The sequence below is a fragment of the Microbacterium sp. Root61 genome (assembly GCF_001427525.1).
GTDB lineage: Bacteria > Actinomycetota > Actinomycetes > Actinomycetales > Microbacteriaceae > Microbacterium.
The window spans coordinates 3,043,053-3,057,761 of sequence record NZ_LMGU01000001.1 but is presented as its reverse complement, the minus strand read 5'-3'; the positions used below and the strand labels follow the sequence as shown (position 1 = coordinate 3,057,761).

General features: G+C 70.6%; 16 protein-coding genes. 5 read left to right on the top strand and 11 right to left on the bottom strand.

Features of this window, described 5'->3' with window-relative positions; all coding sequences use genetic code 11:
• Positions 1-23: 23 nt before the first annotated feature.
• The 3 genes from ASD65_RS14455 to ASD65_RS14445 all read left to right on the top strand — a co-directional run bounded on the left by ASD65_RS14455 (position 24) and on the right by ASD65_RS14445 (position 3,576).
• On the top strand, positions 24-980 hold the full coding sequence (locus ASD65_RS14455; RefSeq protein WP_056223736.1) for an ABC transporter permease: 957 nt from the start codon (positions 24-26) through the stop codon (positions 978-980).
• 86 nt (positions 981-1,066) lie between these two features.
• Entirely contained in the window at positions 1,067-1,897 is an 831-nt protein-coding gene (locus ASD65_RS14450) for an ABC transporter permease (RefSeq protein ID WP_235566725.1), read from the top strand.
• Complete coding sequence (locus ASD65_RS14445; protein ID WP_056223735.1) at positions 1,894-3,576, top strand: dipeptide ABC transporter ATP-binding protein; 1,683 nt, start codon at positions 1,894-1,896, stop codon at positions 3,574-3,576. The genes ASD65_RS14450 and ASD65_RS14445 overlap by 4 nt, the downstream gene beginning before the upstream one ends.
• A gap of 78 nt (positions 3,577-3,654) precedes the next feature.
• On the opposite strand, the gene ASD65_RS14440 is transcribed toward ASD65_RS14445, so the two are convergent.
• The 5 genes from ASD65_RS14440 to ASD65_RS14420 form a co-directional block, all read right to left on the bottom strand.
• Positions 3,655-4,422, bottom strand: coding sequence for an IclR family transcriptional regulator domain-containing protein (locus tag ASD65_RS14440; protein WP_056223734.1), 768 nt, complete (start codon positions 4,420-4,422; stop codon positions 3,655-3,657).
• 30 nt (positions 4,423-4,452) lie between these two features.
• Positions 4,453-5,622 (bottom strand): thiolase family protein, encoded by a 1,170-nt coding sequence (locus ASD65_RS14435; RefSeq protein ID WP_056223733.1) that lies wholly within the window; start codon positions 5,620-5,622, stop codon positions 4,453-4,455.
• 1 nt (position 5,623) lies between these two features.
• Positions 5,624-6,286, bottom strand: a complete 663-nt coding sequence (locus tag ASD65_RS14430) for a 3-oxoacid CoA-transferase subunit B (protein WP_056223732.1) — start codon at positions 6,284-6,286, stop codon at positions 5,624-5,626.
• Positions 6,287-6,288: 2 nt separating this feature from the next.
• Entirely contained in the window at positions 6,289-7,047 is a 759-nt protein-coding gene (locus tag ASD65_RS14425; protein WP_056223731.1) for a 3-oxoacid CoA-transferase subunit A, read from the bottom strand.
• Positions 7,048-7,211: 164 nt separating this feature from the next.
• Complete coding sequence (locus tag ASD65_RS14420) at positions 7,212-8,216, bottom strand: acyl-CoA thioesterase (RefSeq protein ID WP_235566724.1); 1,005 nt, start codon at positions 8,214-8,216, stop codon at positions 7,212-7,214.
• Between the two features lie 89 nt (positions 8,217-8,305).
• Here ASD65_RS14420 and ASD65_RS14415 point away from each other — a divergent pair, with 89 nt between their 5' ends.
• Positions 8,306-9,061, top strand: coding sequence for an IclR family transcriptional regulator (locus ASD65_RS14415; protein ID WP_056223730.1), 756 nt, complete (start codon positions 8,306-8,308; stop codon positions 9,059-9,061).
• 20 nt (positions 9,062-9,081) lie between these two features.
• Here the strand turns inward: ASD65_RS14415 and ASD65_RS19240 are convergent, their stop codons facing one another.
• A complete protein-coding gene (locus tag ASD65_RS19240; RefSeq protein ID WP_200948677.1) occupies positions 9,082-9,258 on the bottom strand; it encodes a hypothetical protein in 177 nt (58 codons plus the stop codon).
• Between the two features lie 253 nt (positions 9,259-9,511).
• On the opposite strand from ASD65_RS19240, the gene ASD65_RS14410 reads away from it, so the two are divergent.
• Positions 9,512-10,696, top strand: a complete 1,185-nt coding sequence (locus ASD65_RS14410) for a 4-hydroxybenzoate 3-monooxygenase (protein ID WP_056223729.1) — start codon at positions 9,512-9,514, stop codon at positions 10,694-10,696.
• Positions 10,697-10,734: 38 nt separating this feature from the next.
• Here ASD65_RS14410 and pcaC read toward each other — a convergent pair whose 3' ends face one another.
• The 5 genes from pcaC to pcaH are packed head-to-tail and all read right to left on the bottom strand — an operon-like array spanning position 10,735 to position 14,650.
• Positions 10,735-11,136, bottom strand: a complete 402-nt coding sequence (gene pcaC / locus ASD65_RS14405) for a 4-carboxymuconolactone decarboxylase (protein ID WP_056223728.1) — start codon at positions 11,134-11,136, stop codon at positions 10,735-10,737.
• A complete protein-coding gene (locus tag ASD65_RS14400; RefSeq protein WP_056223727.1) occupies positions 11,133-11,894 on the bottom strand; it encodes an alpha/beta fold hydrolase in 762 nt (253 codons plus the stop codon). Before ASD65_RS14400 ends, pcaC begins: the two co-directional genes overlap by 4 nt.
• Entirely contained in the window at positions 11,891-13,285 is a 1,395-nt protein-coding gene (locus ASD65_RS14395) for a lyase family protein (protein ID WP_235566723.1), read from the bottom strand. Before ASD65_RS14395 ends, ASD65_RS14400 begins: the two co-directional genes overlap by 4 nt.
• A complete protein-coding gene (gene pcaG, locus ASD65_RS14390; RefSeq protein ID WP_056223726.1) occupies positions 13,275-13,835 on the bottom strand; it encodes a protocatechuate 3,4-dioxygenase subunit alpha in 561 nt (186 codons plus the stop codon). Before pcaG ends, ASD65_RS14395 begins: the two co-directional genes overlap by 11 nt.
• Positions 13,835-14,650, bottom strand: coding sequence for a protocatechuate 3,4-dioxygenase subunit beta (gene pcaH, locus ASD65_RS14385; RefSeq protein WP_056223725.1), 816 nt, complete (start codon positions 14,648-14,650; stop codon positions 13,835-13,837). Before pcaH ends, pcaG begins: the two co-directional genes overlap by 1 nt.
• Positions 14,651-14,709 lie beyond the last annotated feature (59 nt).

Here is a 14,709-nt window from a genome sequence, read left to right as displayed (position 1 = left end):
TCCGGCGGAACGGCGGTCATCCGATGACCACGTTCCGCCGGGTGGTCGGCAAGCTCGGCGCCCTTCTTCTCACCCTTTTCCTGGCATCGCTGCTGGTCTTCTTCTCGCGGTTCCTGGTACCCGGCGACCCCGTCGCGTTCCTCCTCCGCGGTCGCAAGCCCAGCCCGGAGGCGGTCGCGCTGGTGACCGCGCAGTACGGCCTGGATCTGCCGCCGTGGCAGCAGTACCTGAACTGGCTCGCGGGCGTGCTGCACGGCGACTTCGGTCGCTCGCTGCAGTACCGCCAGGACGTCACCCAGGTCATCGGCGACCGGCTTCCGGTCACCCTGATGCTGGTCATCATGGCCGGCACGATGATCGCGGTCGTCGGACTCACCGCCGGCATCGTCGCCTCGCTCAACCGCGGCAAGGTGCTCGATCGCTCCGTGCTCATCGGGCTCACCGTGCTCGGCGCCATCCCGTCCTTCGTCGGCTCCATCGTGCTGATCGCGATCTTCGCGGTGCAGCTCGGCTGGTTCCCGTCGTTCGGCTCCGGTGAGGGGTTCTTCGACCAGGTGTACCACCTGGTGCTGCCCTCGATCGCGCTGGCGATCGTGTTCGTGGTGCTCGTCGGCAAGGTCACCCGCTCGTCGATGGTCGAGCAGCTCGGTCGCGAACACGTCGAGGTGGCCACCAGCCGCGGTCTCAAGCGCGGCACCGTCATCCGTCGTCACGTGTTCCGCAACTCGATCGGCCCGATCCTCACCGTCAGCGGCGTGCTGGTCGCGGGGCTCCTGGTCGCGAGCTCCATCGTCGAAGCGGCCTTCGGCCTCGCCGGGATCGGCTCGCTGCTCGTGCAGTCCGTCGACCGCCTCGACTTCCCCGTCGTGCAGGCGATCGTGCTGCTGGTGGTCACGGCCTTCGTCGTGGTCAACGCCGTGATCGACGTCCTCGAACCCTGGGTCGACCCCCGATCCGCAGCAGGAGCTGGTGCCCGATGATCCCCACGACCCCTCCACGCGCCGCTGGCGCGTCGCGCGGAGCCTCCGGCCGCGTGGGCCCAGCCACCACCATCACAATGAAAGTGATGCGCTCCCCCCGGGCGCGCATCTCCAGCACGTCGTTCATGGTCTGCGCGATCTTCCTCGCGATCGTGACCCTGGCCGCGATCTTCGCTCCGTTCGTCGCACCGTACAACCCCGATCAAGTCGATCTGCTGAACATCCAGGCCGGTCCGAGCATGGCCCACTGGCTCGGCACCGACTCGCTCGGCCGTGACACGCTCAGCCGCATGATCTACGGAGCGCGCACCGCTCTGCTCGCGCCGCTGCTGGTCGTGGTCTTCTCGACCGTGATCGGCATCCTGCTCGGGCTGCTCGCCGGCTGGCGGGGCGGCTGGATCGACTCGGTGCTCGGCCGGATCTTCGACGTGGTGTTCGCCTTCCCGTCACTGCTGATCGCCATCATGGCCGTCGCCCTGTTCGGCAAGGGCCTGGTCGCGCCGGTGGTCGCCATGAGCATCGCGTATGCGCCGTTCGTGGCGCGTCTCACCCGATCGCTCGTCGCTTCCGAGCGGGCCCGACCGTACGTGGCGGCGTATCGCGTGCAGGGATTCAGCGGCGCATGGATCGCACTCCGCCGCGTGCTGCCCAACGTCACCCCGATCGTCGGCGCGCAGTCGACGCTGAACTTCGGATACGTGCTGGCCGAGCTCGCGGCGCTCTCCTTCCTCGGCCTCGGCGTGCAGGCGCCGACCGCGGACTGGGGCGCGATGATCAACGAAGCCCAGGCCGGCCTTATCGGCGGCTACTTCCTTCCCGCGCTCGTCCCGGCGATCGCCGTCGTGCTGGTCGTGGTCGCGGTCAACGTGATCGGCGAAGAACTCTCGGATCGCATCGGAGGCGAGCTCCCCGCATGACCCTTCTCGACATCTCCGAACTCACCCTCGACCTCCCCAATGGCACTCGGCTGCTCGACGGCATCAGCCTGACGGTCGCCGAAGGGGAGACCGTCGGCCTCGTCGGCGAATCCGGATCCGGCAAGTCGCTCACTGCGCGTTCGGTGCTGGGCCTGCTGCCGAGCCAGTCCACGACCGGCGGCTCGGTGACCCTGCTCGGCCAGTCGGTGCTGGATGCCAAGCGCAACGACCTGCTCCAGCTGCGGCGCACGCAGGCGTCGATGATCTTCCAGGACCCGCGCGCCGGCATCAACCCGATGCGCACGGTCGGCGACCACCTGACCGAGACGATGCGCCTGTGCGAGAACCGCTCCGCGGCCGACGCCAATGCGGTGGCGCTGTCGCTGCTGGCGGCGGTGCGGATGCCGCGTCCGGCCGAGCACCTGCGCCAGTACCCGCACGAGCTCTCCGGCGGCATGCTGCAGCGCGTCATGATCGCGGGAGCCCTGACCAGTTCTCCGCGCCTGCTCATCTGCGATGAGCCGACGACCGCGCTGGATGTCACGACGCAGGCCGAGATCATCGGCGTCCTCGCCGAGCAGCGCGCCAGCCGCGGCATGGGCATGCTCTTCATCACGCACGACCTGAATCTCGCCGCCTCCATCTGCGACCGCGTGTACGTGATGAGCAAGGGGCGGGTGGAAGAGCAGGGCGACGCCCGCAAGGTCTTCCGCAACCCGCAGGCCGCCTACACGAAGCGGCTCGTCGCAGCGACCCCGACGATCGTCGTGGTGGGCCAGGACGCGGATGCCGCGGCATCCGTCTCCCCTCCCTCGACGCCGGCGGGACCCGAGGTGCCTGTCGCGGAGCCGATGCTCTCGGCGAGCGGCGTGTCCAAGACCTACGTCCGCCGCGGCAAGGAGCCGGTGCGCGCCGTCATCGACGCGACGATCGAGATCCCGCGCGGCGGCGCGCTCGGCGTGGTCGGCGAGTCCGGTTCGGGCAAGTCGACGCTCGCCCGCATGATCGTCGGCCTCGAGCATGCCGATACGGGCGACATCCGCATCGACGGCAAGGAGCGCCGGACGGTCGGCAACAGCCGGGCCGAACGGCTCGCCCGCGCCCGGTCGGTGCAGATGGTGTTCCAGGACCCGTACCTCTCCCTGGACCCGCGCATGACCGCGGGACGCGCGATCGAAGACGCTCTGCGGCTGCACAAGCCGCTCTCCACGACCGATGCCCGCGCGCGCGTCATCGAGCTGCTGGAGCAGGTCGGGCTCAGCGATGTGCACGCGCAGGCGCGCCCGCGCACGCTGTCCGGCGGGCAGCGACAGCGCGTCGCGATCGCCCGCAGCCTCGCCATCGAGCCGGATGTGCTCGTGATGGATGAGGCCACCAGCGCCCTGGACGTGTCGGTGCAGGCGCAGGTGCTGAGCGTCGTGGAGACGATCCGCCGGGAGCGGGGCCTGACGGTGCTGTTCATCAGCCACGACCTCGCGGTCGTGCGGCGCCTGTGCGATGAGACCGTCGTGATGAAGTCCGGCGAGATCGTGGAGCGCGGCAACACGGTGCAGATGCTCAAGGCGCCACAGCATCCGTACACGCGACTGCTCATCGATTCTGTGCCGCGCCCCGACTGGGACCTCGAAGCCGTATCGGCCGAGGCGTCCGCCCTCGAGGATCCGACGACACAGGAGTGAGGTGCGGGGCTGCGCGCGGGTGACGCGCAGCCCCACCCTTGCCCGGTCGTCGACTGAGCGCGGAAGCCGAAACGCTCGTCAGGCCAGGCGAAGCTCCGCGTCGATGTTGGCCGCCGTCGCCAGCAGCGCAGGCAGGTACACGTCCGTGACGCGCTCCAGCGAGTCCCGGGTCGCGCTCGTGGACACGTTCACGGCCGCCACCACTCGGCCGTCACGGCCGCGCAACGGCACCGCGGCGGAGCGGACACCCTGCTCGAGCTCTCCGTCGATGATCGACCAGCCCTGTTCGCGCACGTGGACCAGCTCGGCGCGCAGATCCTCTCCCATGAGAGTCCGGTCGGTCAGGCGCTGGGGGGCGGATGCCGCGAGCACCTCGTCGACCACGGCATCCGGCAGCCCCGCCAGCAGCACGCGCCCCATCGAGGTCGCGTACGCCGGGAAGCGTGTGCCGATCGTGATGCGGACGCTCATGATGCGTCGCGTCGGGACGCGCGCGACGTAGATCATCTCGGTGCCGTCCAGCACGGCCGCCGACACGCTTTCGTCGACCTCGCGGGAGAGCCGCTCGAGGTGCGGCTGCGCGATCTCGGGCAGCGACAGCGACGACAGGTACGAGAACCCGAGCTCGAGCACGCGAGGGGTCAGCGCGAACGTGCGACCGTCCGTGCGGACGTAGCCCAGCGTCTCGAGCGTCAGCAGGAAGCGGCGTGCCGCCGCGCGCGTGATCTCGGCGCGGCGGGCGACCTCACTCAACGAGAGCTCGGGATGCTGCCCATCGAACGCGCGGATGACCGCCAGCCCGCGCGCGAACGACTGGACGAACTCGCCGGACTCGGGGGTACTCACCGACTCATCCTGCCCGACGGCCGCGCGGTCTCAGCGTTCCAGGACGATCGCAAGACCCTGGCCGACGCCGATGCAGGCCGTGACGACGGCGACACCGCCGCCGCGACGCTTCAGCTCGTGCGCCGCGTGGCCGATGAGGCGACCGCCGGACGCGCCGAGCGGGTGGCCGATCGCGAGTGCGCCGCCATGGATGTTGAGCTTCTCTGGGTCGAGGTCGGGCCAGCCCGCCAGGCACGCCAGCGCCTGCGAGGCGAACGCCTCGTTGAGCTCGACGAAGTCGACATCCGCCCACGTCTTCCCGGCACGGGCGAGCGCCTTGTTCGCGGCCTCGACCGGCGCGATCGGGAACTGATCGGGGTCGACGCCGTGCACGCCGCGACCGGCGATGCGCGCGAGCGGCTCGCCCGGCAGCACGCCTTCGCCCGCCAGCAGGACAGCCGAAGCGCCGTCGTTGATCGGCGAGGAGTTGCCGGCCGTGACGCTGCCGTCGGCGGCGAACAGCGCCTTGAGGCCGCCGAGCTTCTCCATCGAGCTGTCGGCGCGGATGCCCTCATCGCGGGCGAGCTCCGCTCCGGGAACCTGCACGATTTCGCCGTCGTAGATCCCGGCGGCCCACGCCTCGGCGGCCAAGTGGTGCGAGCGCACCGCGAAGGCGTCCTGCGCCTCCCGCGAGATGCTCCACTCCCGGGCGGCCTGCTCGGCAGCCTCGCCGTTGCTGACCGTCCAGTGCGTCGGCAACGCTTTGTTGGTCATGCGCCAACCGATCGACGTGTTCCACATCGTCTGGTTGCCCACCGACGGCCACGGGCGCGGCGACTTCTCCACGACGAACGGAGCGCGGCTCATCGACTCCACCCCACCGGCGAGCACGATCTCGGCGTCGCCGGTCTCGATCGTGCGGGCGGCCTGGATGACGGACTCGATCGAGGAGGCGCACAGACGGTTGACCGTCACGCCCGTGACCGTCGTCGGGAGCCCGGCCAACAGCGCGGCCAGGCGGGCCACGTTGCGGTTGTCCTCGCCGGACTGGTTGGCGGCGCCGAAGACGACGTCGCCGATGCGCGCCGGGTCGATGCCGGTGCGCTCGACGGTCGCCTTGATGACGAGGGCGGCGAGGTCATCGGGGCGTACTCCCGAGAGGGCACCACCGGCGCGCCCGAACGGAGTGCGCACCGCGTCGTAGATGTAGCTGCTGGTCATGTCAGTTCTCCTCGCCCAATGCCGCGGCATCCGTCAATGAAAGTCCGGTCAATTCTTCAAGCTGTTCCACCGTGTTCTCGCCGAACGCCTCCCGCACGCGAAGGCCGTCGGGGGTCACGTCGAAGATCGCGTGGTCGGTGTAGACCCGGGTCACGCAGCCGACACCGGTGAGCGGGTAGGTGCAGGCCGCCACGAGCTTGGATTCGCCCTGCTTGGTGAGCAGGTCGGTCATGACGTAGACGTCCTTGGCGCCGATCGCGAGGTCCATCGCGCCGCCGACGGCCGGGATCGCACCGGGTGCGCCGGTCGACCAGTTCGCCAGATCGCCCGACTCCGAGACCTGGAACGCGCCGAGCACGCACACGTCGAGGTGACCGCCGCGCATCATCGCGAATGAGTCGGCGTGGTGGAAGAACGCGGCACCGGTCAGCTCCGAGACGGGCAGCTTGCCGGCGTTGATGAGGTCGGGGTCGACGTCGCCGAGCGCGGGCTTCGGGCCCATCCCCAGCATCCCGTTCTCGGTGTGCAGGATGATCTCGAGCCCTTCGGGGAGGAAGTCGGCCACGAGGGTGGGGGCTCCGATCCCGAGGTTGACGATCGACCCTTCGGGGATGTGACCGGCGATGCGCGCGGCCAGCTCTTCGCGGGAGATGCGGGTGACCATGGTCACGCCTCCTTCTGGGCGGAATCGGATGCCGCATCCAGCGGCGCGCCTTCGAGCGTGACGCCTCCGACGAACTCGCCGTCCGCGAGCCAGGGGCGCTCCCCCACCGCGACGACGCGGTTGACGAAGATCCCGGGCGTGACGACCGTCTCGGGGTCGATCGTGCCGAGCTCGACGACCTCGTCGACCTGGGCGATCGTCGTGGTCGCGGCGGAGGCCATGATCGGACCGAAGTTGCGCGCGGTCTTGCGGTACACGAGGTTGCCCCAGCGATCGGCCTTCAGAGCACTGATCAGGGCGAAGTCGGCACGGATGGGGTATTCGAGCACGTAGTCGCGGCCGTCGATCGAGCGCGTCTCCTTGCCCGCGGCGAGTTCGGTGCCGAAACCGGTGGGACTGAAGAAGGCGCCGATGCCCGCGCCCGCGGCGCGGATGCGCTCGGCGAGGTTGCCCTGCGGCACCAGCTCGAGCTCGATCTTGCCGTCGCGGTACAGGCCGTCGAAGACCCACGAGTCGCTCTGGCGCGGGAACGAGCAGACGATCTTGCGCACGCCGCCGGTGGCCAGCAGTGCGGCGAGGCCGGTGTCGCCGTTGCCCGCGTTGTTGTTGATGATGGTGAGGTCCCGGGCCCCGCGCGCGATGAGGGCGTCGATCAGCTCGACCGGCTGACCCGCACGGCCGAAGCCGCCGATCATGACGGTCGCGCCGTCGGGGATGTCCGCGACGGCGGCCGCGGCATCCGTCAGGGTCTTATCGATCACGCGCAACTCCTGTGTTCGCTGTGCGAACGTCTGTTCGCTCTACGGTGAGAATAGCGCAGCGATCTCGCTTGAGGAAGCCCCACCGACCCATTTACCGACTCGCCTGTCGCAAATCGCTGCTTCCGACCCGTCGTTCGTGACAGGCGGGCGGGCGGGCGGGCGGGCTACGGCTCGAGCGCCAGGGACGCCGCGATGGGGACGATGTCCTCTCGGAGTCGGATGATCTCGCGCGCGTGCTCGTGGAGTCGGGCATCCTCGGGGGAGACCGGCTCCCACTGCGGGACGGGCAGGGCGACGCCCGCGGCTCCCGGAACGACGAAGACGCTCATGCACAGCGTGGTGAGCGTCTTCACGTGCGGTGTCCGCGGGTCGGCCGTCGAGACCCGCGTGCTGATGTGCATGCTGTGCGCACTCGTGTACAGCATGCGCGCATCGACCTCGACGATGTCGCCGATGCGGACCGGAGCGAAGAAGTGGATGCCGCCGGAGTACACGGCGATCGCGTGGTCGGCGTTCTCCGCAACTCCCATCCAGCCGACCGCGCAGGCGTAAGCCGCTTCATCGATCCAGCGCATGACCGTGCCACCGTGAGCCTTGCCGCCCCAGTTGACGACTCCGGGCGGCACAAGGAACCGGAGCACGCTGCGCGGTGCGGCGGAGGCGTCCGTGTACTCCTCCTCGAGCATGAGCCGCTTGATCTCGGTGCGGGCCGGAATGCGCTCGAGGGCGCCGACGGCGAGTTTGCGGTCGGAGCGGGTGCGAGGCTCCCAGGCCGGCACCGCCGTCGGGCGGCCGTCGGCATCCTTCGCGACGAAGATCAGGATGCAGGTGGTCGCCGGGGTGTAGGCGCGTGCACTCACCTCGGCCGAGGAGACCGTCACCACGACGTGCATGCTGCTGCGCCCGGTGTGGACCAGCCGCGCCTGCACCTCGATGAGACCGCCCGGGGCGATCGGGCGCCGATGGCGGACGTTGCCCACGTAGGCCGTGACGCAGTACGCGCCGGACCAGCCCACCGCGCAGGCGTACCCGGCCTTGTCGATCCACTCCATCACACTGCCGGCCGCGACCGAGCGACCGCCGGCGGCGGTGTCGGCGGGTGTCGCGAGGAAGCGCATCGTGATGCGGTCATCACGTGCAGGGGCCGAGACGGAGATCGGGGCGGTCACGGCGCCAGCCTAGGGGGCAGGCGGATGCCCCAACATCCGCCCGTCGTCCATGTCAGGGTGCAGCCGGCGGACTGTGCCACGCTGATTCCATGGCGAACTCGCCCTCCGGGGACTCGGTCACCGACCGCATCGTGCGGATCCTCGACACGTTCACGACCGAGCGCACCGTCCAGTCGGCCACGGATATCGGCCGCCGCGCGGGCCTGCCCTCCGCCACCGCCCACCGTCAGGTCGAGGCCCTCGTCGAGGCCGGCCTGCTCGAGCGCGACGAGGATCGACGGGTGCGCCTCGGCATGCGCCTGTGGGAGCTCGCGCTGCGCGGTTCGCACGCACTGCGACTGCGTCAGGCGGCGATGCCGTACATGGAGCGGGTCCAGGCGACCGTGCGCGAGCACACGCAGCTCGCCGTGCTGGAGCAGAACGAAGCACTGTTCCTCGAACGGCTCTCCTCCCCTGACTCCGGCGCGAACATCACCCGGGTCGCCGGGCGGCTGCCGCTGCACGCCTCGTCGTCCGGCCTCGTGCTGCTGGCCTTCGGCAGCACCGAGCTGCAGGAGCGGGTGCTGACCGCGCCGCTCGCGCGCATCTCCCCCGAGACGATCACGGATGCCGCGACCCTCCGCCGCACCCTCGCGCACATCCGCCGCGTGGGATATGTCGTGGCACCGGGTTCGATCGAGTCGGTCTCGACCGGCGTCGCCGTGCCGGTGCGCGACGGGTCCGGCGCCGTCGTGGCCGCCCTGTCGGTGGTGCTGCCGCGCACAGCCCCGACCGAGGGCGCCATCGCCGCGCTGAGCGATGCCGCGGCCGGCATCCGCTCCACCCTCACCGCCGACCGGCGCTGATCCGGCCGAAACGGGCGTCGCTACCGCTTGGCCAGACGGATGCCGATCAGCACCAGCGCGGCGCCGATGGCAGCGGCGCCGATGGCCATGAGGGCGAGCCCGAAGCCGCCCATCTGGAGCACAGGCGTGTAGACCGTGAAGGCCAAGCCGACGATCAAGAGCACTGCGATGTACCAGAAGGGCGTGCGGGCATCCATGCTCCGACCATACCGACCGGCGGCCCGGAGCCGAGCGAGCACCCGCAAGCCGTACCCAACTGCGGCCCCAGACCGCGACACGCCGCAGGCGTGCACCCATCCAGCGGCGTGTCGCCCGCACTCCTCGCAGTTGAGCGGGCAGCTCAGCCAACGCGGAACCATCTGGGTTCTCATTGAACGGGAATCTTCGACCGAGACCCCCGCCCCGCGCGGCACACTGGTCGAAGCATCCCGAACCGTCGAAGGAGACGTCATGACCGACACCGTCCGCACCCGCGTCGCAATCATCGGCGCCGGCCCTGCCGGACTGCTGCTGGCCCATCTGCTCGCTGACGCCGGCATCGAGTCCGTCGTGATCGACCAGCGCTCGCGCGAAGAGATCGAGCGCACGATCCGCGCCGGCATCCTCGAGCAGGGCACCGTCGAGATCCTCGACGAGTCCGGGGCATCCCCCCGCGTGCGCAGCGTCGGCAGCCGCCACGACGGCATCGAGCTGCGATTCGCCGGCGAAGGCCACCGCATCGACTTCGCCGAGCTCGTCGGGCGCGGCGTCTGGCTCTACCCGCAGCACGAGGTGCTGAAGGACCTCATCGCCGTGCGCCTGGAGGCCGGGCAGGACCTGCGCTTCGGCGTCACGGCCGAGCGCGTCGAGGGCGCCGACACCGATCGACCGCGCGTGATCGCGACGGATGCCGCGGGGCACCGGTTCGAGATCGAGGCCGACTTCGTCGTGGGCGCGGACGGTTCCCGCAGCGTCGCCCGCGAGGCCGTCACCGGATCCTCGACGGGCGGCTACTTCCGCGAGTATCCGTTCGCGTGGTTCGGCATCCTGTGCGAAGCGCCGCCGAGCTCGGACGAGCTGATCTACAGCAACTCCCCGAACGGCTTCGCGCTGATCAGCCAGCGCAGCGCCACCGTGCAGCGGATGTACCTGCAGTGCGACCCCGAGATGGACCCGAACGCGATGAGCGACCAGCAGATCTGGGATGATCTGCAGTCGCGCGTGGATGGGCACACCCTCGCCGAAGGTCCGATCTTCCAGCGTGACGTGCTGCGCTTCCGCAGCTTCGTCGCCCACGAGCTGCTGAAGGGACGTGTAGCCCTGGTCGGAGACGCTGCGCACACCGTGCCGCCGACCGGCGCGAAGGGCATGAACCTCGCCGTCGCCGATGTCATCCTGCTCGACAAGGCTCTCCGCGCGCTGCTGCTCGAGGGCGACGCGCGGCTGCTCGAGGAGTACCCGGAGAAGGCCCTGCGCCGCATCTGGAAGGCGCAGCACTTCTCCTGGTGGATGACGAGCATGCTCCACGTGGCCCCGGATGCCTCGGACTTCGACCGCCTGCGCCAGCTCGGCGAGCTGCGCTCCGTGGTGGAGTCCGAGTCTGGCCGCCGCTACCTCGCGGAGGCGTACACCGGCTGGCCTCTCGACGGCCGGTAGCCGCGGGGTCGCGCTGGTCGAACCGAGCCGCCCCGCGCCTACAGCTCGCCGGCGAAGACCTCGCCGGCGATGCGGTACGCCGTGTTCGCGGCGGGGACGCCGGAGTAGATGGCGCTCTGCAGGATGACTTCCTTGATCTCGTCCAGCGTCAGGCCATTGCGGCGCGCGGCGCTCAGGTGCATCGCGAGCTCCTCGTGATGCCCGTGCGCGATGAGTGAGGACAGCACCGCGATCGAGCGCGAGCGGCGGTCCAGGCCGGGGCGCGACCACACGTCGCCCCACGCGACGCGGGTGATGAAGTCCTGCCATTCCGCCGTCAGCTCGGTCGCGGCCGCCGTGGAGCGGTCGACGTGGGCGTCCGACAGCACGGCGCGGCGCACGGCCATGCCCTGGTCGTAGCGCTCCTCGTCGGAGAGTCCTTCGCCTGCGGGTCGCATCATGCCTCCTGGAAGAAGTCGAGCAGAGCCGCGGCCGTGGCGACCGGCTGCTCGGCGGGGGGAAGATGCGCGGCATCCGCGATCTCCACGATCGAACCGGATGCCACACCCGAGGCGATCTCGACGGATTTGGCCTCGGGGGCCACGGCGTCGAACTGGCCCCAGACGGCGAGCACCGGCATCCGGATCTCCCCGAGCGACGGACGCACATCGTACGCGGCGAGCGCCTCGCAGCACAGCGCGTAACTTTCGTCGTCAGCGTCCTGCAGCGCGTGCAGCAGACGCCCGGACAGCTCCGGCCGCTGCGCGATCGAATCGGGCGCGAACCAGCGCTGCGCCGAACCGACGATGACGCTCGAGGTCGACTGCGCCCGGATCTGCGCGGCGCGCTCGTGCCAACCGGACGGCTCGCCGAGCTGTGCGCCGGAGGCGACGATCGCCGCGCGACGGACGAGCGACGGATGCCGCAGCGCCAGCGTGAGCCCGACGGCACCGCCGAGCGAGACTCCGGCATACAGGAACGGCTCGCCGACCGTGTCGGCGACGGCATCGGCCAGGTCGGCGACCGAGAACGAGTCGGATGCGGCGGGTGACGCGCCGTGTCCGGGGAGATCCCATGCGAGCACGCGGTAATCCGCAGCCAGGGCCGGTGCGACGTCCTCCCAGAGGATCGACGAGGTGCCGAGGGAGGAGCCGAGTACGACGAGCGGCGCGTCAGCGGCACCGCCCAGCGAGGTGAGCGTGAGGGACGGAACGGTCACAGACGAATGCCTTTCTGCACCGCGCGATGGAGCGCGGCATCCACGAGTCGGGGAGCGAGTCCGACGTAGCGCGCCGGGTCGAGGAGGTCGTCGACATCGAGATCGGCGGCTTCGGGCAGCGCGCGCACGAGCACGGCGAGGTCGGTCCCACCGGATGCCTCGGCGATGAGCGCGTCGAACCGCGCCTTGCCGATGCGCGGGACGAGTGCGAGTCCGAGCCGCTCGCTGACGATGAGTCCGTCGGTGAGGTCGAGGTTGCGGCGGGCGCGGGCCGGGTCGAAGGTCAGGCCGGCGGCGAGGTGCGCTGCGCGCGCCGTCGCGCCGAGCGCGACCCGCAGCAGGTCCTGCAGGGCGGGCCATTCGGCGTGCCATGCGCCGTCGGGGCGCTCGTCGACCGCGAGCCCCGCGGCGAGGTGCAGCTGGGCGGCGAGGCCCGGTGCGCGCAGCGCGGCGGAGCGGATCAGCACCGCATCGACCGGGTTCTGCTTCTGCGGCATGGCACTGGATCCACCACCGGCACCGACCGCCGCTTCGCCCACCTCGGTGCGGGCGAGCACCGCGACGTCCGACGCGAAGGTCCCGACCGCTGCGACGGCAGCGGCCAGCGCGTCGCCGAGCTCGGTCACCGGCCCGCGGTCGGTGTGCCAGGGGGCATCCGGCACGCGCAGCCCGAGCTCGTGCGCGTACAGGGCCGGGAGCTCGGCCGCGGCATCCGGTCCGAAGAGCTCGACGAACGAGGCGAGCGTGCCGCCGGCGCCGCCGAGCTGCGCCGGCAGCTGCGTCGCGACGGCCGCGAGCCGCTCGCGCACGTGCACGACGGCGGTGAGCCAGTTCGCGGCCTTCAGCCCGAGCGTCGTCGGCACCGCGTGCTGTGTGAGCGTGCGGGCGGCGGCGGCGTCGTCGCGGTGGGCGCGGGCGAGGACTTCGAGGGCGCCCGCGGTCTGCCAGAGGGATTCCACGACGGATGCCGCGGCCTCCCGCGCGAGGGTCATCAGAGCGGAGTCCATGATGTCTTGACTGGTGGCACCCTTGTGCACCCAGGCTGCGGCATCCGGATCCACCCGGGCGACGTGCGCCTTCAGCAGCGGGATCAGCGGGATAACCGGGTTGCCGCCGGCGACCGAGGCGTGCGCGAGCGCGGCGAGGTCGATCTCGGGCGGGGCTTCGCGCACCGCCGTGACGACTGCGGCGACCGATGCCGGCGCCACGCCGACCTCGACGAGCGCCTGCATCAGCGCCAGTTCAGCGCCGACGAGTTCGCGCACGAAGGCGCGGTCGGATGCCTCGTCCGTCACGCCGATCGACACGGGCGAGAGCAGCCCGACATCGACCGGCTCACGGACCTGCAGCGCCCCGGGGGCCGCCGCCGGCGACCCGTCGTCAGAAGTCAAGGAACACGGTCTCCTTCTCGCCCTGCAGCCGGATGTCGTGCCGCAGGTACCCCTCGGGGGTGCGCGTCGCCACGAGCGTAGCGCGCTCCTCCGGCGTGAGCGAGGACAGCAGCGGGTCGGCCGCGAGCAGCTCGGCGTTCTCCGGGAGGTAGATCCGGGTGTGGAGCTTGTCGGGCAACCCGCGGGCGAACACGACGACGGCGAAGAAGGGCGCCTTGCCGTCGATCGCGCCCGGGTTGCGGGTCCAGAACTCGTAGCCGCCCTCGTCGGTGGTCGCGGAACGGCCGAATCCGGTGAAGGTGTGGTCGTCACGGCGACGCGAGCCGCGGCCGCGCGGCACGGTGCCGTCCGAATCGGCGCCGAAGATCTCGACGATCGCGTCGGGGATCGGTGCACCGTCGCCGTCGTAGACGATGCCGCCGAGCACGATCGCGCCGGGCGAGTGCGGGAAGGCGGCTTCGTGCTTCTTGTCGTAGTCCAGACCGAACGCGAAGAACGGGCCGATGGTCTGACCGGGGGTGCCGGCGTGGGTCTTCTGGGGCGCGGGCATCAGTGCTCTCCCTCGGGCTCGAACCACGTCGCATCCGGGCCGTCGACCACGATGTCCCACTCGTAGCCCATGGAGAACTCGGGCACGGTGAGGTCGTGGTTGTAGGCGCCGATGAGCTGGTCGCGGTCCTTCTGGCGGTGGATGGAGTTGTAGATCGGGTCCAGCGCGAACAGCGGGTCGCCGGGGAAGTACATCTGCGTGATGATGCGCTGCGTGAAGCTCGCACCGAAGACGGAGAAGTGGATGTGCGCGGGGCGCCACGCATTGACGTGGTTCTTCCACGGGTACGGACCGGGCTTGATGGTCGTGAACTTGTACTCGCCGTTGTCGTTCGTGACCATGCGACCGGCGCCCGTGAAGTTCGGGTCCAGCGGCGCGGGATGCTGGTCGCGCTGGTGGATGTAGCGGCCGGCGGCATTGGCCTGCCACACCTCGATCAGCTGGTTCGCGACCGGGCGGCCCCAGGAGTCGAGCAGTCGCCCCTGCACCGTGATGCGCTCACCCTGAGGCTCGCCCGTGTGCTGGAGCGTGAGGTCGGCCTCGATGGCGGCGACATCCCGCTGCCCGAACGCCGGCGACCACAGTTCGATCGTCTCGGGGTCGACCAGGCGCAGGTTCTTGGTCGGGTGGCGCAGGATGCTGGAGCGGTACGGCGGGAAGTCGTGGGCGGTCGCACGGACGTGCTCGCCCGCGGCCTCACGCGCTTCGGCGGCGGCGTGGTAGTGCCGGATCTCCGCGGTGATCTCGTTCTGCGATAGCTGATCGGGCGAAGCGAGGAGGGACTCCGGCGCTGCGGCGGTCGTGGACGTGCTCATGGGTCTCCCTTGACGGATGCTCAGATCAGCGTGACACGCTGGACCCTCCGCACAGGGGG